This window comes from Chryseobacterium foetidum, assembly GCF_025457425.1.
Lineage (GTDB): Bacteria > Bacteroidota > Bacteroidia > Flavobacteriales > Weeksellaceae > Chryseobacterium > Chryseobacterium foetidum.
Genome location: NZ_JAMXIA010000001.1, coordinates 387900 through 406995, shown reverse-complemented (window position 1 = coordinate 406995; position 19096 = coordinate 387900). Strand labels below are relative to the sequence as shown.

Here is a 19096-nt window from a genome sequence, read left to right as displayed (position 1 = left end):
ACGCAGTGCCTAACAACTCTTATAAATGAAGGTACCTCATCCAGACCACGAATTTCAAAAAGATATTCAGCATATTAACCAGATTCCGGCCGTCGCCAAAATACTTGAAGTAATCTGTTCCACGACAGGAATGGGTTTTGCTGCAGTGGCCAGAGTTACAAAAGACCGCTGGATTGCCTGTGCTGTTGAAGACAGAATAAATTTCGGCCTTGGAGTAGGTGGTGAGCTTAAAGTGGAAACTACCCTGTGCCATCAGGTGATGAGCCTTAGTGAAACGGTAGCCATTGATCATGTAAAAAAAGATCCTGTATATTTCGATCATCACACGCCTAAAACCTATGGTCTGCAGAGTTATATTTCTATCCCGCTGTTTCTTACTAACGGTGATTTTTTTGGAACGCTTTGCGCTATAGATCCCAATCCCGCATCGGTGAATAATGAAAAGACCATCAATATGTTTAAACTTTTCGCTGAGTTGATTGCCTTTCATTTAGAAACATTTCAGAAACTCAGTGATGCTGAAGAAAAACTGGCAGAAGAGCAGAATAATACCGAAACAAGAGAACAGTTTATTGCCATTTTGGGTCATGATCTTCGCAATCCTGTGGGTGCCATCTCTACTGCATCACAGCTTTTAAACAGAATTTCTACCGAAGACCGCAGTAGTAAACTGGTAAAGATTATTCAGGATTCTACTGTCAGGGTAAGGGGTTTAATTGACAATATGCTGGATTTTGCCAGCGGCCGCCTGGGAGGAGGTATTGTTCTGAATTATGAGAATACAGATACACTTCACAATACTTTTCAACAGGTGATTTCCGAACTTCAGACCATTCACCCGAATCGTGAAATTCTAGCAGATCTCAGTTTGAAAAATGAAGTAAAAGGCGATTACAAACGTATCGCACAGCTTTTTTCTAATCTTTTGGGCAATGCAATCTCGCACGGGGAAAAGAATGTACCTATAATTCTGAAGGCAAAAAGTGATAATGATATGTTTGAAATGTGTGTAATCAACAAAGGGAAAAAAATACCTTTGGAAACACAGGAACAGTTATTCAAACCTTTTTCCAGAGGAAAAGTAAATCAGATGGAAAAAGGTCTCGGTTTAGGTCTTTATATTGCTCAGGAAATCGCAGTTGCACATCAGGGTAAAATTACAGTGATCTCCACAGACGAGGAAACCTGTTTTACATTTTCATTTCCCAGCAGATAGGAAATTTATGAACTGGTGTGGTGCAGAATTAAATATTCCCAGGGCTGCATATCAAGAAGCAAAGTTCCGGTGATACTTTGAAGTTTCCCTGTAAAAAGATTGGTATAAACGCTGATATCAAAGGAAGTATCAAACTGAACGAGTGCATGGTCTTTACTTAAATTCATAAAAACCAAAACTTTATCTCCGTTTTTCTCTCTAACAAAAGAAATTGCCTGATCCATACGGTCATTCATGATTCTTACCATTTCACCTCCGTGATCACCGTTCCAAAGTGCCTGATTGTTGTGTTTCAGGGTAAAAAGGGTAGTGTATAAAATTTCATTTTCATCAGATTTCCATTCAATAGGGTCTTTTTCGAAAAATTCGAGAGAACGGTCGAGGCCGGCTTCCTGTCCGCTGTATACCAACGGAATTCCATCCATCATTACGGAGAAGACAGTTGCTGCATTTAAAGCATCACCAAAATTGCTGTACTGATTTCCTTCCCATGAATTTTTATCGTGATTGTCTACAAAGTTCATGCGGATTGCTTCTTTTGGAAAAATCGAAACATGCTCTGCGAGATAGGCTTCTGCCAAAGTTTTTACAGTAGTTTCGTCCCGTGCAATCTGATGAAGGATATTCCATAATGTCCAGTTATATGTCGCATCGAATGCACGTTTATGGAGATCCTTGTCTTCGGCTTCGGCAAGCATAAAAACAGGTTTAATCTCATCAAGTTCAGCACGTACATTTTCCCAGAAATCAATCGGAACAAAGCTCGCAATATCGCAGCGGTAACCGTCAATATCATATTCTGTTACCCAGTGTTTCAGTGCATCTGTCATGTATTTCCGAAGTTCTTCATTCCGGTAGTCAAATTCTATAATATCATCGTAATCACGCCATCTTGTTGACTGAAAAGTATTCTTACGCGACTTTCTGTACCAATCGGGATAATCTTCAACAAGCTGATTGTCCCAACTCGTATGGTTGGCCACCCAATCCAATATAACATACATTCCGTTATCGTGAATGGCTCTAACCAGACTTCTGAAATCCTCTTCAGTTCCGAATTCCGGATTAATTCCGTAGTAATTTTTTACCGAATAGTAGCTTCCCAGACTTCCTTTCCTGTTGACCTCACCGATGGGATGAACAGGCATTAACCATATAATATCAATACCCATTTTTTTGAGTCTCCCAAGCTGCTTTTCAATTTCTTTGAAAGTTCCCTGCTCAGAAAACTGCCGGATATTGAGCTCGTAGAGTGTAGCATTTTTCACCCAGTCAGGCGCAGTGATTTCTACATATTTTTTTGGCTGATAAGGTGAGTGGTTGGGCTTTGTCATAAAGGTTTAATGAAAATTCGTGAAATAAAATCAGATACAATTCCGACTGATTTCTTGAAAAGAAATAACCGTACCATTTAATCTTTAAATATGTTTATAAAACTGATTTTCAATTCCTTTAAATTTAATTTCGACTAAAAATAATATTTAAGTCTGTTTTAAAATAAGTTTCAGATGAAAAAGTGGTATTTGATTTTATTAAAAATTTCGGTAAAGGTTTGTTTTTTGCAGATAGAAGAGAAAAGGCAGGTTCGCTGCTTTTGTATACAATCACATCAAATAATTAATTATGATTCCAAAAAAAATACATTACTGCTGGTTTGGAGGCGGAAAAAAAGATGAACTGGCAGAGCACTGTCTCAAAACATGGAAAAAAATTCATCCCGATTTTGAAATTGTAGAATGGAACGAAAGCAATGCTCCCCTTGAAGACAATAATTATGTAAAAGAAGCTTTTGCTCAGAAAAAGTGGGCTTTTGTATCGGATTACGTACGGTCGAAAGTAATGTACGATCATGGCGGAATTTATTTGGACACCGATATGGAACTTAAACTTCCTCTTGATGAATTTTTAAACGAAAAAGCAGTCTGCGGATTTGAAGTGAAAGGCGTTCCATACTCCGCATTCTGGATGGCAGAACCAAAACATCAGCTGGCTAAAGATTTCACAGAATATTACAATAAGCAGGAAGGCTTCGTAGAAAGAATCAACACAGATATCTTTTCTGAAATGCTGGAAAAAGAGTATGGTGCAGACCGATACAGCGATACAATACAACATTTGAAACATGATGTTACGCTATATCCATCTATCTATTTCTCTCAGGATTTACCGAAAAATTATGTGAGTCATCATTTTAACGGATCATGGTTTGGCGGTGACGAAGAAAATACGCACAAAAAAATGGTGAATGTTTACGGACTTATAGAACGGTTGATAAATGAGCCAGGTGCAGCAAAAGCAGTGAAAAGCATTATTACAGAACATAAAATCATAGATGTCAATAAAATTCTGGATCTTATACCTAAAGATAAAATTGAAGATTATCTTCAGAAAAGAAACTGATTTTTAATTTTAATAATGAATCCGTCTCACAACTGAGGCGGTTTTTTTTGGTAATTATTGCAGGATTTCGTATATTTATATCTGATAATCAGATAGTTGTTTATGAATTTTAAGCATTATAATCAAAATCAGTTGGTTTTGTTTCCTTATAGTTTTGAGGATTTGATTCCCGAAAATCATCCTGTTCGGATCGTTAATGATATTTTGGAGAAGGTAAACATTGACCCGCTCCTGAAAGCTTACAGTAAAGAAGGAAATCCCAGTTATCACCCTGTGATGATGCTCAAGGTGATGGTTTTTGCGTATATGAACAATATTTATTCATCGCGGAAAATCGAAAAAGCGCTTCGTGAAAACATCAACTTCATGTGGCTCTCCAACATGAGTATTGTAGATCACAATACCGTGAACCGTTTTCGTGCCCATAAACTTGAAGCCGCCTTCAAAAATATTTTCTCCCAGGTGGTTTTGCTTTTGGCAGAAGAAGGTTTGGTGAGCCTGAAACAGGTGTTTGTAGACGGAACCAAAATTGAAGCACAGGCGGGTCGCTACACTTTTGTCTGGGCAAATTCCATCAAAACCAACAAAGAAAAAATGCTTCGTCAACTGGAAGAGCTCTGGAAATACGCTCAAAGTGTGGCAAAGGAAGAAGATAAAGACCCTGAACCGCCGGAGTTCAAAGAGATCAGCAAAGAAAAAATCCGGCAAACGGCAGAAAATATCAATGCCAAATTAAAAGGCAGCGGGGGTAAAACCGATTCCGACAAAAAAGCCAAAGCCAAACTGAATTACATTAAAAACAATTTTGAGAAAAACCTCGATAAATACGAAGCTCAGGAAGCTATTTTAGCAGAGCGGAATTCCTACAGCAAGACCGATGAAGATGCTACTTTCATGAGAATGAAGGACGATCACATGATGAATGGACAGCTCAAACCGGCTTATAATGCACAGATTTCCACAGAGAATCAAATCATCGTCAATTATACCATCCATCAGCAAACCAATGATATCAATACTTTGGAGCGTCATTTGGAAAATTTTGAGAAATTGTTTGGTAAAAAAAGAATGGAAGAGTTGGAAGAACTCACTGCCGATGCGGGGTACGGAAGCGAGCAGAACTACGAATTATTGGAACAGAACAATATTACACCATTTGTAAAATACAATACTTTCGACAAAGAGCAGAATGCCCATTATCAGGCGAAACACAAGACTTTCAGCAAAGAAAATCTGCATTACAACGGGGAAGGCGATTTTTATATCTGTCCGATGGGACAAAAGATGGAAAAAACGCACGAAAGCACGCGCAAAACCAAGACCGGTTATCCTCAAAAGCTCTCCCATTATCAGGCTAAAAACTGCTATGGATGCCCAATTAGAGGCGTTTGCCACAGTTCCAAAGAAAACCGAAGCATCGAACGGAACCATCATTTGGAAGATTACAAAGAGAAAATACGAAAGCTTTTAAACAGTGAAAAAGGCATTAAAAAAAGAAAACAACGCTCGGTTGAAGTAGAACCTGTGTTTGCACATCTCAAACATTGCAATAATTTTAAGCGGTTTACCCTCAAAGGTCTGAAAAAAGTAGAATTGGAGTTCGGTTTACACGCTTTAGCACACAATCTAAGAAAGAAAGTTGCCTAAAGAGGACAACTTTTTCTATTTTCCAAAATAATATACATTTTACTGAAATAAAAAATCCGCCTCAAATTTTGTTGTGAGACGGATTCGTTATTGTCGGATGTAATCTTTGTCTCAAAATATAATCAAGAAAAACCCTCTCCGGAGAGAGGTTAAAAAAACACAAATGCTGAATATAAGGTTTGTGTGCTTCGGCGTATTAATTAACGCAACAAAATTATAGAACATATCATTAGCAATAGGTGTCTTGTCTTGAATCACAGTAACTTCTATTTTAATCATATTTTTCAAAAATAAGTCTGCCGTCAGCCGGATGCGAGAAGCAGATAAACATACTTTCATTCTGACGCCTGATGGGAACCTGTACCACTTCGTATTCGCCACTGCTGTTCATTTCCTCAACGATGAGATTGCTTCCCTGACCAATTTCCTGGATCTTATATTCTACAAGAAATTCTCCGGATTCGTTTTCTACAAAATCTTCTTTTTTAAATACTACTGTTGCCATATAATCTTTATAAATAATTGAATTTTACTAACTGAAAAATTTTCATCTTTTGTTATAATTTTTTATAAAATTAAAACAGTTTTCTAAAAATTTATTTTGAAAAAATCTCACTAAAATCACGCCATAATTTTTAATATTTTAATATTTTAATTCTATGATTGTAATCATAACAATTATAAAATACTTATTTTAAATTGTTAACAATTAAACCACAACAATAAAATATGAAGTATTTACTATGTTTCAGTCACTTATCGTGGAACTTTGTCTATCAAAGACCACAACATTTACTCACAAGGTTTGCAAAACAGTATCAGGTCTTTTATTTTGAAGAGCCGAAACTGGGAGATTCAGACAGACACACCGTTAATGTACAGGATGGAGTCTATATCGTAGAACTGATTATATCAGCCTATGATGACTTTACAAACCAGAGAATTCAAAATCTTATTTTACATGTCTTAAGGGAATATGATATTACAGAATATGTAAGTTGGTATTACACCCCGATGGCTCTGCAGTTTACCACTGAGCTCAGACCTCAGAAAGTAATCTACGATTCTATGGATGAGCTTTCTGCATTCAGATTTGCACCGCCTCAGCTTCTACAACTCGAAGAAGACCTTTTCAAAAAAGCAGATGTAGTGTTTACGGGAGGAAATTCTCTTTATCAGGCGAAGAAAAACAGGCATCACAACATCCATGCAATGCCAAGCAGTATAGACAAACAGCATTTTGAGAAAGCGAGGACTTTTCAGCCGGATCCCGAAGATCAGCAAGCCATAGGATTCCCGAGAATGGGATTTTTTGGTGTTGTGGATGAAAGATTTGATATAGAATTACTGCGAAATGTATCTGCCAACCGTCCCGACTGGCAGTTTGTCATTATCGGTCCGGTTGTGAAGATCAATCCTGATGATTTGCCACGTGCAGAAAACATTCATTATTTAGGCTCGAAAAGCTATACAGACCTTCCGGCTTACATTGCCCACTGGGACATTGCCCTGATTTTGTTTGCCCTGAATGAGTCTACGGAGTTCATCAGCCCTACCAAAACTCCTGAATACCTTGCGGCAGGGAAGCCTGTGATTTCTACAGCGATTAAAGACGTTGTGAACCCGTACGGGAACGCAGCACTGGTGCAGATTGTAGATGATGCAGACTCATTTATTTCAGCTGCAGAAAAAATCCTTACAGATCCCGACAAAGATCACTGGCTGCGTACTGTAGACCATTTTCTTGAAGACGAATCATGGGATCACACTTTCAACAGAATGAATGCACTGATCAATAAAATTGAAGTAACACAAAAACAAAAACAGATCAACAATGTATGATTTTTTAATAGTAGGTTGCGGTTTTGCCGGAGCAGTATTGGCAGAACGCCTTGCAGAGGAAGGAAAAAAAATCTTAATTGTTGACAAGCGCAACCATATCGGCGGGAATGCCTATGATTATTACAACGAAGAGGGAATTCTAATTCATAAATACGGACCGCATATTTTCCATACCAATTCTGAAGATGTATTTAAATATTTAGGGAAATTCACGGAGTGGAGACCTTACGAACACCGTGTTTTGGGAAGCGTAGATGGTTTGCTGGTGCCGATTCCTATTAATCTTACAACAATAAATGATCTGTATGGAAAGAATTTAACATCAGATGAGGTCACCGATTTTTTGGCTTCAAAAGCAGAAAAAAGGAATCCTATTCTTACTTCTGAAGATGTTGTTCTGAATGTTGTGGGAAAGGAACTTTATGAAAAATTCTTTAAAGGTTATACTAAAAAGCAGTGGGATCTTGACCCATCGGAGCTTGATGCATCGGTGACTGCACGTGTTCCTACAAGAACCAATAAAGACGACCGGTATTTTACAGATACATTTCAGGCAATGCCGAAGAACGGTTATACGGAAATGTTTAAAAAAATGTTGTCTCACAAAAATATCAGCATCATGCTTCAGACTGATTACAGGGATGTTGTAGATGTTATTCCGTTCAGAAAGCTGATTTATACCGGACCTATCGACACTTATTTTGACTACTGTTACGGAAAACTGCCATACCGCTCGATCGATTTTAAATTTGAAACTTTAAATCAGGATAATTACCAGTCCACAGGAACCGTTAATTTCCCTACTTCAAATTTATATACAAGAATTACGGAATTTAAATTTCTTACCGGACAGAAAAACGATAAAACCACCATTGTTTACGAATATCCTACCGCTGATGGAGATCCTTACTATCCGATCCCGAGAAAACAGAATCAGGAAATTTACAATCAGTACAGAAAACTTGCGGAAGAACATCCTGATGTGCTTTTCACAGGACGTTTGGCAACTTACAAGTATTACAATATGGATCAGGTGGTGGCACAGTCTCTTGCTCTGTTCAGAAAAATAAAAAATCAGGAAGAATATGTTCAGTAATGATTTTTCTGCAAACAATATCAATCCGTTCAACAGTTTTCTGATGGGCGGATTTGAATGTGCAGACCATCAGAATACATTTGGCGAAAGAGTTGATTTGTATGCAACTTCTGGTCATGAACTCTATCTGGAAGAAGACTACGACTGCCTGCATGCACTCGGAATGAAAACTGTTCGTGAAGGAATCCGCTGGAGTGCTGTGGAAACAAAACCATATCAGTACGATTGGTCTGAAGTGGAAAGGTTAATTCAGGTTTCGCAAAATAAAAATATACAGATTATTTGGGATATCTGTCATTTCGGTTATCCCGACGATCTTACGCCGCTACATCCGATGTTTGCAAGAAGATTCAGTAGCCTCTGCAGGGAATTTGTAATCAAGTACCGAAGTCTGGTTCCCGAAGGTGCTTTAATTATAACACCTATTAACGAAGTGAGCTTTATTTCGTGGCTTGGCGGCGACGCAAGAGGAACTTCACCGTACTGCGTTGGACAAGGGTGGGAAGTGAAGTATGCCCTGATGAAAGCTTACATTGAAGGCATCGAGTTGATGAAAATTGTGGATTCATCTGTGAGAATTATGGTTACTGAACCTTTGATCAGTATTGTTTCGAATCATCAAAATGATCCACATTCTGTTTTATTTGCAGAGGAAAAGCATTTTGAGCAGTTTCAGGTACACGATATTTTATCAGGTAGAATCTGTCCCGAATTGGGCGGTAAACCTGAATATCTCGATATTATCGGAGTGAATTTTTATTATAACAATCAATGGATTAATGAAACCCACGAATTTTTGCCTTGGGCTGAAATTCCGCCGCATCCCCAGTACCGAACGCTTCATGATTTGCTTGAATCTGTTTTTGTGAGATATGGAAGACCGGTTGTCATTTCAGAAACCAGCCATCCCGGCGAAGACCGTGCAAAGTGGATCCGTTCCATTACGAAAGAATGTTTATCCGTTTTGAAAAAAGGAATTCCGCTTTTAGGTTGCTGTTTTTATCCTGTGGTTGACCGTCCGGACTGGGATGATCTGAATGACTGGCATCACAGCGGGATTTGGGATATTTTTGATCCAGCATCAATGAAGAGAGTAGTAGACAATGAAAGCTTTAAGGCAATTAAAATATTTAAAAGCAAATTGGAATCTTTGTCTGTTTTAGTTTAGATTGAAATTTAAAATGATAATTTTTGAACAATGCTGCTTCCGAAAATTCTCAATAAAATTCTTAAATTTTAATGGTTTTTAATGGCTAATTGGTCTCATATTGGTTGGCTTCACCACAACAGAATTCTTTGTTATGGAAAAGCACATTGTAATAGTCGGCGGAGGTTTTGCCGGTTTAAATCTTATCAAGACGATCGGGGATGACGAAAGATTCAGAATCACACTGGTAGACAGAAATAATTATCACTTTTTCCCTCCGCTCATATATCAGGTAGCTACGGCATTTATTGAGCCTTCTCATATTTCTTATCCATTCAGAAAATTGTTTTCAAAATATTCAAATGTTTCTCTTTATATGGCAAGCCTTGAAAGGGTAGTGCCTGAAGAGAATAAGATTATCACAGACGAGGGAACTTTGTATTATGATGAACTTGTTTTGGCATTGGGAACAGAAACCAATTTCTTTGGTCTTGAAAATGTTAGAAAATGTGCTCTTCCTATGAAAACAATAGACGAGGCGCTTTACATCCGTAATCATATTCTCCAAAATCTTGAAACAGCATCCCGAAATGCAAAGACTGAAGATGTACAAAGTCTTATCAATGTCGTAATTGCGGGAGGCGGACCAACCGGTGTTGAGCTTTCCGGAATGATTGCTGAAATGGCTGGCTACATCGCAGAAAAAGACTATCCGGATATTTCTTTCGGGCACGGTAATCTTTATTTGGTAGATGCATTGCCTTCATTACTTTCCAACATGAGTGATACTGCAAAAAAGACAGCTTACGATAATCTCAAAAGATTGGGAGTTAATATAAAATTAAATGTTTCTGTGAAAGATTATGTGGAAGAAAATGTAATTTTATCCGACGGCACCAAAATTCCAACAAAAACTTTGATCTGGTCTTCGGGAGTAATCGGCAGAACCATCGAAGGCATTCCCGAAACTTCGCTGGCAAAAGGAAAAAGAATCATTGTGGATTCTTACAATTTGGTGAACGGTTTCAATAATATCTATGCATTGGGTGACATCTGTATTAACATGACTGATCCTGAGTTTCCGAAGGGTCATCCTCAGGTTGCGCAGGTTGCCATTCAGCAGGCGAAACTTCTGGCAAAAAATATCAAAAGGAAATTTAAAAATCAAGCTCCGGAGGAATTCAGATATAACGATAAAGGAAGTATGGCGATTATTTCAAAATATAATGCTGTGGTAGATCTTCCTCAGTTTTCCTTTACCGGTATTTTTGCATGGTTTACATGGTTGTTTATTCACATTATCCCATTAACTGGTTTTAGAAACAGATACAGGCTGGCAGCAGAATGGTTTAGGTTATTTATCACAAATAATGCGTCCATAAGAATGATCATGAAGCCAAGAAAAGAGAATTAATAATCATTTTTCTGAAAGTTTCAATTTTGATTCTCAACTTTGTATTCAGTGAGATTAGGTTATCTATAAACAGTTTAAATAGATGTTTTTTAAATAAAACCGAAAACAGTTAAAACATAAAAGTTAACATAATATAAATTATAGGATTTTTTTTAAAGCTCCGTTTACAGCGGTAAAATATGATATCAGTTTGCCAAATTGTAATATCTTAACTAAATTAGCTAAACCAAAATTTAAGAAATCAATTCAATGAAAAAATTAATATTTACCGGAATTTTGAGCATCGTTGCTTTGAGCTGCGGGAAAAAAGAAACTCCAAAACTAGATCCTGTAAAAACAGATTCTGCCGAAATTGTTTCTAAGCCAATTGATACACTTGGAAGCAAAACTTTTTGCTACATGCACGTTATTGGTAAAGATACAATTGTTGCAAGCATTGACGACAATCTCGGTACTTTAATCGGCAAACTGGCTTATAAAAATCATGAAAAAGACAGTTCCAAAGGCGATGTCACTGGTTTCAGATCCGGAGATACGCTGAAGTTGACCTACGAATTTGCTTCTGAAGGAACCACCAGCAAACGCGATATTTTCTTTTTACAGAAAGATAATTCACTTTTTGAAGGTATAGGAGATCAGAAAGATAACGGCGGACAAATGGTTTATACCAACGAAAAAAAAATTTCTTATCCTGAAGATCAAAAACTGGAATCTGTAGATTGTGAAAAAATCAGCAGAATTTTAAAATAAAAAAAACTCAGCCAATTGATTATTCACTGGCTGATTTTTTTTATAATATTTCGTTCAGTTTTTCTAAGAATTTATCCGTTGCATAATCTTTCGTATTCCAAGATGTAATGAGCCGAATCGCCGATTGAGTTTCATCCAATTTTTGCCAAACATAAAATTCAAAATTCTCTAAAAGTTTTTCTATAACAGAATTTTCAAGTATTGGAAAAATCTGGTTGGTCGATGTATCACTTAAAAATTGGATTCCTTTTTCAGTCATAAAATTTTTAATTTTCATAGCCTGAATATTGGCATTGTGACCTGATTCAAAATATAAATTATCTTTAAAAAGCTCCAGAAACTGAATTCCAAGAAGTCTACCTTTCGCTAAAAGTGCTCCTTTTTGTTTAATATTAAATGCAAAATCCTGCTGCAATTCTGGGTTATTAATCACAATCCCCTCTCCTAGCAAAGCTCCGTTTTTAGTGCCTCCAATGTAAAAAACATCCGTCAAATCAGCGAGTTGTTCAAAATTCAAATCATTAATTTCGGAAGTCAGCGCCTGTGCAAGCCTTGCTCCATCCATAAAAAGATAGAGATTGTTTTCTTTACAAAACTGAGAAAGTTCTTCCAATTCTTTTTTCTGATAAATCGTTCCCAATTCCGTAGAATTTGAAATATAAACCAGTTTCGGCATCACCTGATGCGGAATATTTCTGTGATTTTCAAGAACAGGAATAATATCTGAAGGACGAAGTTTGCCGTCAGCAGTTTCTATTCCCAAAATCTTATGACCTGTTGCCTCAATTGCTCCGGTTTCATTATTTAAAATATGTCCGCTTGTCGCAGAAATTACCGCCTGATAAGGTTTTAAAATAGATGAGATTACGATTAGATTAGCCTGAGTTCCGCCAGAAACAAAATAAATATCAGATTGATCAGACTTCAGCTTTTTCTTAATTAATTCTTTGGCTTTTAAGGAATACATATCTTCGCCATAACCTGCCTGCTGATCATCATTATAATTCACTAACGCTTGTAAAATAGCAGGATGAGCTCCTTCAGAATAGTCGTTTTTAAAAGAAATTTTCATAAAGTAAAGATAAAATTTAAATGGAAATTTTTATTCATAAAATATTATTTTGTTAGATTTGTATCAAAAAGTTTCTAACATTTTGAAAGCAACACTTACCGAAGAAAATTATCTGAAAGCTCTGTTTCATCTCGTTGATGACAACACCAAAGTGACCATCAATGAACTGAGCAAATTTTTGAATGTAAAAATGCCCAGTACAAACAACATGATGAAGAAGTTTGCCGATAAAAACTGGGTGATCTACGAAACCTACAAACCGCTTACCGTGACGTCTTCAGGAATGCGTGAAGCGGCTTTGGTTGTAAGGAAACACCGTCTCACTGAAATGTTTCTGGTGCAGAAAATGAATTTCGGCTGGGAAAATGTGCACGAAATTGCAGAACAGCTGGAGCACGTGCATTCTCAGGTCTTTTTTGACAAGATGGATGAAATTTTAAATTATCCAAAATACGATCCGCACGGTGAACCCATCCCTGACAAACAGGGAAATATTATCGCTCAGGATCTGATGCAGCTGTCTGGTTGCAACGTTGGCGATAAAGTAATTTTCACATCACTGACTTTGTCTGATGACGGTTTTCTGACCTATCTCACTGACAAAAATTTATTACTAAACACGGAAATTGTAGTTCTGAAAATAGAAAATTTCGACAAATCAATGACGATTGAAATCAATAATTCTAAAGAAATTCTGAGCAGACAGGCAACTGAAAAAATTCTGGTCAAAAAATAAGGGACATTTTTTACAAATGCCCCTGTTATTTATCTAGTCTAAAACACTCCAACCCCGCTTCGGATTGTTGTTTGAGCTGACTTCCTGCTCTGTAACAATAATATTTTCCTTGCGCTGACCGATGTATTCCAGTTCACTAAGTTTAGAGAAAATGGTATCCAGACTTCTCATCAAAAGCTGAATCTGGTAAAGATGCTCACCGGAATTATGATGATCGTAATTGATTTCAGCAACGATGGAGAGCTGATTTAAAAGTGTGTGGGGCGCAATTTCGCTCCATTCCAGACTGTAGTTCAGCATTTCTTCTAGTTCTGCGGGAACAATCATCTGCGTGGAATTATAAATTTTAAGAGCCAGTTTTGAGAACACTTCCGTTAAAAATATCGGCGATTCATAAGGAACCACATTTCTAAACTGAAAATACACATCAGCAAAAGTATTGACCATCGTTGTACACAGATTTTTCACATTGATTGCCAATGCTGTATTGGCATTTTTATGTGACGATTTCTGAATGATTTTAAATGAATACTGCTGCAGATTTCCAATGTATTTCGCAAAACTGTTGTAGTATTCCAGCAAAGACGGATGACTTTGAACTGATGTACACGGCGGAATAAAATTACTGTCAACCTGTGCAATATTTCCTTTTAAGTTGACCTTCCCTATCACCAGATAATTACCACCTGCAAACCCTTGATTAACCGACTGTAAAGGCAAAAGTTCAATATGATAATTTGGTTGTGAATAAGGATGTCTTGGTGGAATTTCGTCTGCATCTATATCTCCAAAAGGTACTTTCTCAAAAGGATTTACCGAAACTAAAATATAGAATTCTCCGTCGGTATTGTTTTCTTCAAAATTAATAAATTTCGCAAGGGACTTCACGCTCACCTTTCTGTCTTTCAGTTCAATACGGTAACCGGCTGCGGTAACTGCACTGCAGTTTTTGATGGTCAACTGAACATCGTTGGTTGCAGTATTGTGAACATCGAAAACCGTTTTATCTGTGTATTCATTTGAAATCGGGAGCAATCCGTAATTGTAATTGCTGATTTTTATTGAATTTGAATCTCTGATATTGTCTAAAAGATGGTTATCCTGCTCGTTAAGATGTCTCTGCGAAACCTTCATGCCGTCTACCCAATTGATGGCAGGATGTTTAATTGGCTGTATCATTGTGATTAATATTTTGTGTTGTTATTTAGCTTGCCCTCTTCCTGATGCTGTATCACTCTTTTACAGATGATTACATCATTTTCTTTGATACCATTGGTGTTGATATCATTTTCAAAATCAACATATTTTCTGAAACTGAAAAATGATTTTTTGATATAAAATATCCAGTAATATGGTTCCCTTGAGGTATCGGTTAAGTGAATTACAGATCCCGGATTTTTATGGTTATAGTCATCCACAACTCTGTAAAACCAATCACCAAAATGTATGCCTGTAGGAAGTGTTTTAGCTTTAATTCTGAATCTGTTGCTGTCTTCAAGATTTTTGCTCAGTTCTACATTCAAAACCATGAGACGGTCAAAATCTACTCCGTCAAAGTCCGGTAGCTTCTGGTCCGGACTGTAATGCCACGTTCTGTAAATATCCACCGGAATGCTGATTAACTGTACATAGCAATAATAAAAAACCAATGGAACATAGAATGTAATCAGGCTGGTAGCCGCCATAATCGGATAACCGGTGTCTTTGCTTACCCATCTGAAAATTAAAACAAATAAATATCCTCCAGCCAAAGTACACGTTACAGACAGAATACTCTCAAAAAGAATGATAAACACATTGGATTTTAAATGCTTTCGGAAAAAACGGTGCAGAAGATTGACATGCAGAATCCCGAGCAGCAAAAAAACCACCTGAGAAATCAAATATCCGTAAGGATTAAAAGTATTGCCTGTAAAACCCATAAAGCCAGGAAGTGCAAGGCAAAGACTGCACAGGAGAATATAAATGATAACGGTACGAATTTTTATCGCAGGTTTATTTCGGGTAATGATACCCAGAATAAACATCATAATCACCGCGATCAGCGGCAGGAGAATGTATCGTAGAAAAATACCTTTTACTGAAGAAACGTCCATAATTTCTTTTTCAAATTTTAAGTTTGTGTATTGTTGGTCTTGTAAATATAGTAAATAAAATCAGAGAAATGTAGAATATCCCAGCCTTGTCTGGTTTTCTTCTTCCTCATCCAGCACAAATGAAAACGGTTGCTTTTCGGTTACAAAATTCTCTTTGAAATCTGTATTCAATGGTAGACAATATTCATAAAATGCGGTAAGAATTTTCTTGAAGCGGCTTCCCTCTACAAAATCTTTCATTCGATCGTATGGAATAGGGCCAATATTAACTACCCAGTTCCGTTCTCCGTCAAAGTGTCTTCCGCTTGGAATGTAATCCAGTCCTAAACGGGAATTTCCCAGAAAAACAGAATTGTTGTCTTCCTCGATTTTCTCTAAAACCCTTGCCTGAAAAGTCACTTCAACAGGAATTTCCAGAAATGCACTCAAACATTGCTCAAACAGTCTTTTATCTCCTCTTATTTTATGCAGAAAAGGAAGAATGTAAACGAAAATACACGCCGAATTTCTGTCGAGCAGTTTGATCAGCGGCCATAGTTCGCTGAATGTTTTAATCAGAGAATCAGTCTGGCTGTTGAGATCAAATTCCTGCTCTTTAAGTAAGGCAGTAATTTCTGTAAAGAAAACTTCGAGTTCAAAAGGTCTGAAAAATTTGCGTGCATCATCTTCTACCTTCTTTTGGCGGCGTATTTCTTTTACAACGCTTTCTACATTACTTCGTTTTGAATTGAGTGATGGCGGATGAAAAATCCCTTCAGGTAAATAGTCGTAAATACCTTCTCTGTAGGTTTTTATGTTGTAAATCTCATCGTCGAACCCAAGATACTGTTTAGTAATTGTCTTGATATCTTTGAGATAAGCTCTGTCATTAATTCCGAGGCGCTCTACAAAAACCAGAGAAAGTGAGCTGTGGTATTTCATCAGATTTACAGCTACAGCTTCCGCCCTGAAGTCGGTCTGCAGTTTATTGTATTGCATTTCCAGAATGCCGTGTTCATACATTTTATAGTGGGGTTTGGTATCGTAAAGATAAGATAAGTTCTAAATTTAAAAAACGTTTGGTTTATTTTTTTCTAAAAATTTTCAAATAATTAAACTTACTGTGAATTTTTATTCATCCTGTTCATTTTACCCTGATGAGGCTTATCTTTGCAAACTGAAAATAATTAAGAAATGAAAAGTATTTATTCTAAAATTCTGATTTTAGCATTCGTGGCCAGTTCGGTTTATTCGTATGCATGGGGATTGACAGGGCACCGAGTGATTGCGGAAATTGCAGAAAACCATCTTTCCGGGAAGGCGAAAAGAGAACTCAGAAAAATGTTGGGAAAGGAAAAAATGGCGTATTGGGCAAACTGGCCGGATTTTATCAAGTCTGATACCACCGGAGCATGGAAGCAGGCTTCAGCGTGGCATTACGTAAACATCGATCCTCAAACAGATTTCACAGCATTTGAAAAAGATTTAAAAGCTCAGGCTGGAGCAAATTTATATTCTCAGATTAAAGTTTTATCGAGCCAGATTAAGGATGCAAAAACGTCTGAAAAAGACAGAAAAATCGCTTTGATTTTCCTGATTCACATGATGGGAGATTTGGCTCAGCCGATGCACACCGGAAGATCTGAAGATTTGGGAGGAAACAAAATCAACGTGACTTATTTTGGAGAAAAAACAAATTTACATTCTGTTTGGGACGGTAAACTGGTAGATTCTCAAAAATACAGCTACACAGAATATGCGAAACTTTTGGATATTAAAACCAAGGATGAAGTAAAACAAATTCAGTCTGGAACTTTAGAAAACTGGTTGTACGATTCTCATCAGATTGCCAATAAAATCTATGCACAGACTCCGGATGGCTCAAAACTTTCTTTTGATTATCAGTATAAATTTAATGATATTATGGAAAGACAGCTTTTGAACGGAGGTTTGAGACTGGCGAAGCTGCTGAATGATTTGTTTTAAAAGTGAATTTTAAAAGTGAATTGTCAACTTTCAATAGTCAATTTTGAATCATTAAAAAGTGAATAGAGAATTGTCAGTGGTGAATTTTGAATGTCGATTTTAAATTATCACTAAAATATTATAGCGGAACTTCGGTTTCGCTTTTTTGTTTTAAATGTAACAATTTTTCACTTAGTTTGTCATGCTGAAACCTTTAGGTTCGACGAAGTCAAAGCATCTCAACATAGTATTAGAGATTCAATTTTAGATCCTTTCAGGATAACAAACTGTGTGGATATTTTATGAAAGTTGAATTATAAAAATTAGATTTAAATTTACCTTTTAAATATGGAGCGGAACTTTGGTTTCGCTTTTTTTATTCCGTCAGTTCGAGTGTTTTTACGAAACGAAGTGTAGAAAAAATGTATCGAGAACTAGTGAACCGAACCACAAATTTTGTTTTTTCAATCAAAACTTCTCGATATACTTCGCTTCGCTACGTTACTCGAAGTGACGCAAATTACTAAACTTTAATTTCTTTTGACGGGGGTTGTAACTAGCCCCGATAGAAACGACATCCTTTTTGGTGGCTGACGGAATGAAATGGAGACGGCCACCAAAAAGATACAGTGGATAGCGGGATAAAGCTCCTGAAAAGGATCAAGCTCAATATCAAAAATGTTTGAAGATATTTGAAGCGTAATAATTTACAACTAATTTCCGAACGATGATTTAATTATATAAAATATTTTTGTAACTGGTGTAACCTTTGTAGTGTTTTGAGCGTATAATATAATAGCAACTCTATTTTTGAGCATAAAATAAATGAGACAACTAAAAATAACCAAGCAGGTTACCAACAGGGAGACCGCTTCATTAGACAAGTATTTGCAGGAAATTGGTAAAGTAGAACTGATTACAGCAGACGAAGAAGTAGATTTGGCACAAAAAATCCGTGCAGGCGATAGAGTCGCACTGGAAAAACTGATTAAAGCCAACCTTCGTTTCGTAGTTTCAGTTTCTAAACAGTACCAAAACCAAGGACTTTCTCTTCCCGATTTGATCAATGAAGGGAATTTAGGATTAATGAAAGCTGCAAAAAGATATGACGAGACGAGAGGTTTCAAATTTATCTCTTATGCGGTTTGGTGGATCCGTCAGTCGATTTTACAGGCTTTGGCAGAGCAGTCTAGAATTGTAAGATTGCCATTGAACAAAATCGGTTCGATTAACAAAATCAACAAAGCGTACGCACACCTTGAGCAGGAAAACGAAAGACCACCTTCACCCGAAGAGCTGGCTGAAGTTTTGGATATGAGCGAGGAAGACATCAAAGAATCAATGAAAAACTCCGGAAGACACCTGTCTATGGATGCTCCGTTGGTGGAAGGTGAAGATTCTAACTTATACGACGTTTTGCGTTCAGGTGAATCTCCAAGTCCGGATAAGGATTTGATGCTTGAATCTCTTCAGATTGAAATCGAAAGAGCTTTGAACACTCTGACGCCGAGAGAGGCTGATTTGGTAAGACTGTATTTCGGATTGAACGGAAAACATCCAATGACTTTGGAAGAAATTGGTGAAACTTTTGATTTGACGAGAGAAAGAGTTCGTCAGATTAAAGAAAAAGCAATTAAAAGACTGAAACACAATACCAGAAGTAAGATTTTGAAATCTTATTTGGGTAAATAATTTTAGTTTTCATAACTATTAAGCGGAGTCTGAATTTTTCAGGC

The 19096-nt window shown here is 37.0% G+C and carries 17 protein-coding genes; 11 read left to right on the top strand and 6 right to left on the bottom strand.

Annotation, left to right across the window (positions count from 1 at the left end):
• The first annotated feature begins 25 nt into the window (after positions 1 to 25).
• Positions 26 to 1216: a GAF domain-containing sensor histidine kinase gene (locus NG809_RS01930; RefSeq protein ID WP_262147581.1), complete on the top strand. Its 1191-nt coding sequence runs from the start codon at positions 26 to 28 to the stop codon at positions 1214 to 1216.
• Between the two features lie 5 nt (positions 1217 to 1221).
• Here NG809_RS01930 and NG809_RS01925 read toward each other — a convergent pair whose 3' ends face one another.
• Complete coding sequence (locus tag NG809_RS01925; RefSeq protein WP_262147579.1) at positions 1222 to 2550, bottom strand: alpha-amylase family glycosyl hydrolase; 1329 nt, start codon at positions 2548 to 2550, stop codon at positions 1222 to 1224.
• 289 nt (positions 2551 to 2839) lie between these two features.
• On the opposite strand from NG809_RS01925, the gene NG809_RS01920 reads away from it, so the two are divergent.
• Together NG809_RS01920 and NG809_RS01915 are read left to right on the top strand one after the other, a co-directional pair.
• Positions 2840 to 3616 (top strand): glycosyltransferase family 32 protein, encoded by a 777-nt coding sequence (locus NG809_RS01920; RefSeq protein ID WP_262147577.1) that lies wholly within the window; start codon positions 2840 to 2842, stop codon positions 3614 to 3616.
• Between the two features lie 102 nt (positions 3617 to 3718).
• Complete coding sequence (locus NG809_RS01915; RefSeq protein WP_262147575.1) at positions 3719 to 5263, top strand: IS1182 family transposase; 1545 nt, start codon at positions 3719 to 3721, stop codon at positions 5261 to 5263.
• Positions 5264 to 5534: 271 nt separating this feature from the next.
• Here NG809_RS01915 and NG809_RS01910 read toward each other — a convergent pair whose 3' ends face one another.
• On the bottom strand, positions 5535 to 5768 hold the full coding sequence (locus tag NG809_RS01910; RefSeq protein WP_262147574.1) for a glutathione synthase: 234 nt from the start codon (positions 5766 to 5768) through the stop codon (positions 5535 to 5537).
• Between the two features lie 224 nt (positions 5769 to 5992).
• Between NG809_RS01910 and NG809_RS01905 the strand changes: the two genes are divergently transcribed.
• The 5 genes from NG809_RS01905 to NG809_RS01885 all read left to right on the top strand — a co-directional run bounded on the left by NG809_RS01905 (position 5993) and on the right by NG809_RS01885 (position 11512).
• Positions 5993 to 7105: a glycosyltransferase gene (locus NG809_RS01905; protein WP_262147572.1), complete on the top strand. Its 1113-nt coding sequence runs from the start codon at positions 5993 to 5995 to the stop codon at positions 7103 to 7105.
• Positions 7098 to 8201 carry a UDP-galactopyranose mutase gene (gene glf / locus NG809_RS01900; protein ID WP_262147570.1) on the top strand — a complete coding sequence of 368 codons (1104 nt, stop codon included), beginning with the start codon at positions 7098 to 7100 and terminating at the stop codon, positions 8199 to 8201. Before NG809_RS01905 ends, glf begins: the two co-directional genes overlap by 8 nt.
• Positions 8191 to 9369, top strand: coding sequence for a hypothetical protein (locus NG809_RS01895; protein ID WP_262147568.1), 1179 nt, complete (start codon positions 8191 to 8193; stop codon positions 9367 to 9369). The genes glf and NG809_RS01895 overlap by 11 nt, the downstream gene beginning before the upstream one ends.
• A 133-nt stretch (positions 9370 to 9502) precedes the next feature.
• Positions 9503 to 10762, top strand: a complete 1260-nt coding sequence (locus NG809_RS01890) for an NAD(P)/FAD-dependent oxidoreductase (protein ID WP_262147566.1) — start codon at positions 9503 to 9505, stop codon at positions 10760 to 10762.
• Positions 10763 to 11011: 249 nt separating this feature from the next.
• On the top strand, positions 11012 to 11512 hold the full coding sequence (locus NG809_RS01885) for a hypothetical protein (protein WP_262147565.1): 501 nt from the start codon (positions 11012 to 11014) through the stop codon (positions 11510 to 11512).
• A 40-nt stretch (positions 11513 to 11552) separates the two neighbouring features.
• On the opposite strand, the gene NG809_RS01880 is transcribed toward NG809_RS01885, so the two are convergent.
• Entirely contained in the window at positions 11553 to 12584 is a 1032-nt protein-coding gene (locus NG809_RS01880) for a threonine aldolase family protein (protein ID WP_262147563.1), read from the bottom strand.
• An 82-nt stretch (positions 12585 to 12666) separates the two neighbouring features.
• Here NG809_RS01880 and NG809_RS01875 point away from each other — a divergent pair, with 82 nt between their 5' ends.
• Entirely contained in the window at positions 12667 to 13320 is a 654-nt protein-coding gene (locus NG809_RS01875) for a metal-dependent transcriptional regulator (RefSeq protein ID WP_262147561.1), read from the top strand.
• Between the two features lie 33 nt (positions 13321 to 13353).
• Here the strand turns inward: NG809_RS01875 and NG809_RS01870 are convergent, their stop codons facing one another.
• Genes NG809_RS01870 through NG809_RS01860 form a run of 3 tightly spaced genes read right to left on the bottom strand, consistent with a single transcriptional unit; the run spans position 13354 to position 16418 of the window.
• A complete protein-coding gene (locus tag NG809_RS01870) occupies positions 13354 to 14499 on the bottom strand; it encodes a hypothetical protein (protein ID WP_262147559.1) in 1146 nt (381 codons plus the stop codon).
• 5 nt (positions 14500 to 14504) lie between these two features.
• Positions 14505 to 15416 (bottom strand): TssN family type VI secretion system protein, encoded by a 912-nt coding sequence (locus NG809_RS01865; RefSeq protein WP_262147557.1) that lies wholly within the window; start codon positions 15414 to 15416, stop codon positions 14505 to 14507.
• A gap of 60 nt (positions 15417 to 15476) precedes the next feature.
• Complete coding sequence (locus tag NG809_RS01860) at positions 15477 to 16418, bottom strand: type VI secretion system baseplate subunit TssG (RefSeq protein ID WP_262147553.1); 942 nt, start codon at positions 16416 to 16418, stop codon at positions 15477 to 15479.
• A gap of 171 nt (positions 16419 to 16589) precedes the next feature.
• On the opposite strand from NG809_RS01860, the gene NG809_RS01855 reads away from it, so the two are divergent.
• Both NG809_RS01855 and NG809_RS01850 read left to right on the top strand, forming a co-directional pair.
• Positions 16590 to 17381, top strand: a complete 792-nt coding sequence (locus tag NG809_RS01855) for a S1/P1 nuclease (protein WP_262147552.1) — start codon at positions 16590 to 16592, stop codon at positions 17379 to 17381.
• Between the two features lie 804 nt (positions 17382 to 18185).
• Positions 18186 to 19052, top strand: coding sequence for a sigma-70 family RNA polymerase sigma factor (locus NG809_RS01850; protein ID WP_034757900.1), 867 nt, complete (start codon positions 18186 to 18188; stop codon positions 19050 to 19052).
• Positions 19053 to 19096 lie beyond the last annotated feature (44 nt).

Coding starts and splice junctions, on each gene's coding strand:
- NG809_RS01930 (WP_262147581.1), top strand. CDS start 26: ATGAAGGTACCTCATCCAGACCACGAATTTCAAAAAGATATTCAGCAT.
- NG809_RS01925 (WP_262147579.1), bottom strand. CDS start 2,550: ATGACAAAGCCCAACCACTCACCTTATCAGCCAAAAAAATATGTAGAA.
- NG809_RS01920 (WP_262147577.1), top strand. CDS start 2,840: ATGATTCCAAAAAAAATACATTACTGCTGGTTTGGAGGCGGAAAAAAA.
- NG809_RS01915 (WP_262147575.1), top strand. CDS start 3,719: ATGAATTTTAAGCATTATAATCAAAATCAGTTGGTTTTGTTTCCTTAT.
- NG809_RS01910 (WP_262147574.1), bottom strand. CDS start 5,768: ATGGCAACAGTAGTATTTAAAAAAGAAGATTTTGTAGAAAACGAATCC.
- NG809_RS01905 (WP_262147572.1), top strand. CDS start 5,993: ATGAAGTATTTACTATGTTTCAGTCACTTATCGTGGAACTTTGTCTAT.
- glf (WP_262147570.1), top strand. CDS start 7,098: ATGTATGATTTTTTAATAGTAGGTTGCGGTTTTGCCGGAGCAGTATTG.
- NG809_RS01895 (WP_262147568.1), top strand. CDS start 8,191: ATGTTCAGTAATGATTTTTCTGCAAACAATATCAATCCGTTCAACAGT.
- NG809_RS01890 (WP_262147566.1), top strand. CDS start 9,503: ATGGAAAAGCACATTGTAATAGTCGGCGGAGGTTTTGCCGGTTTAAAT.
- NG809_RS01885 (WP_262147565.1), top strand. CDS start 11,012: ATGAAAAAATTAATATTTACCGGAATTTTGAGCATCGTTGCTTTGAGC.
- NG809_RS01880 (WP_262147563.1), bottom strand. CDS start 12,584: ATGAAAATTTCTTTTAAAAACGACTATTCTGAAGGAGCTCATCCTGCT.
- NG809_RS01870 (WP_262147559.1), bottom strand. CDS start 14,499: ATGATACAGCCAATTAAACATCCTGCCATCAATTGGGTAGACGGCATG.
- NG809_RS01865 (WP_262147557.1), bottom strand. CDS start 15,416: ATGGACGTTTCTTCAGTAAAAGGTATTTTTCTACGATACATTCTCCTG.
- NG809_RS01860 (WP_262147553.1), bottom strand. CDS start 16,418: ATGTATGAACACGGCATTCTGGAAATGCAATACAATAAACTGCAGACC.
- NG809_RS01855 (WP_262147552.1), top strand. CDS start 16,590: ATGAAAAGTATTTATTCTAAAATTCTGATTTTAGCATTCGTGGCCAGT.
- NG809_RS01850 (WP_034757900.1), top strand. CDS start 18,186: ATGAGACAACTAAAAATAACCAAGCAGGTTACCAACAGGGAGACCGCT.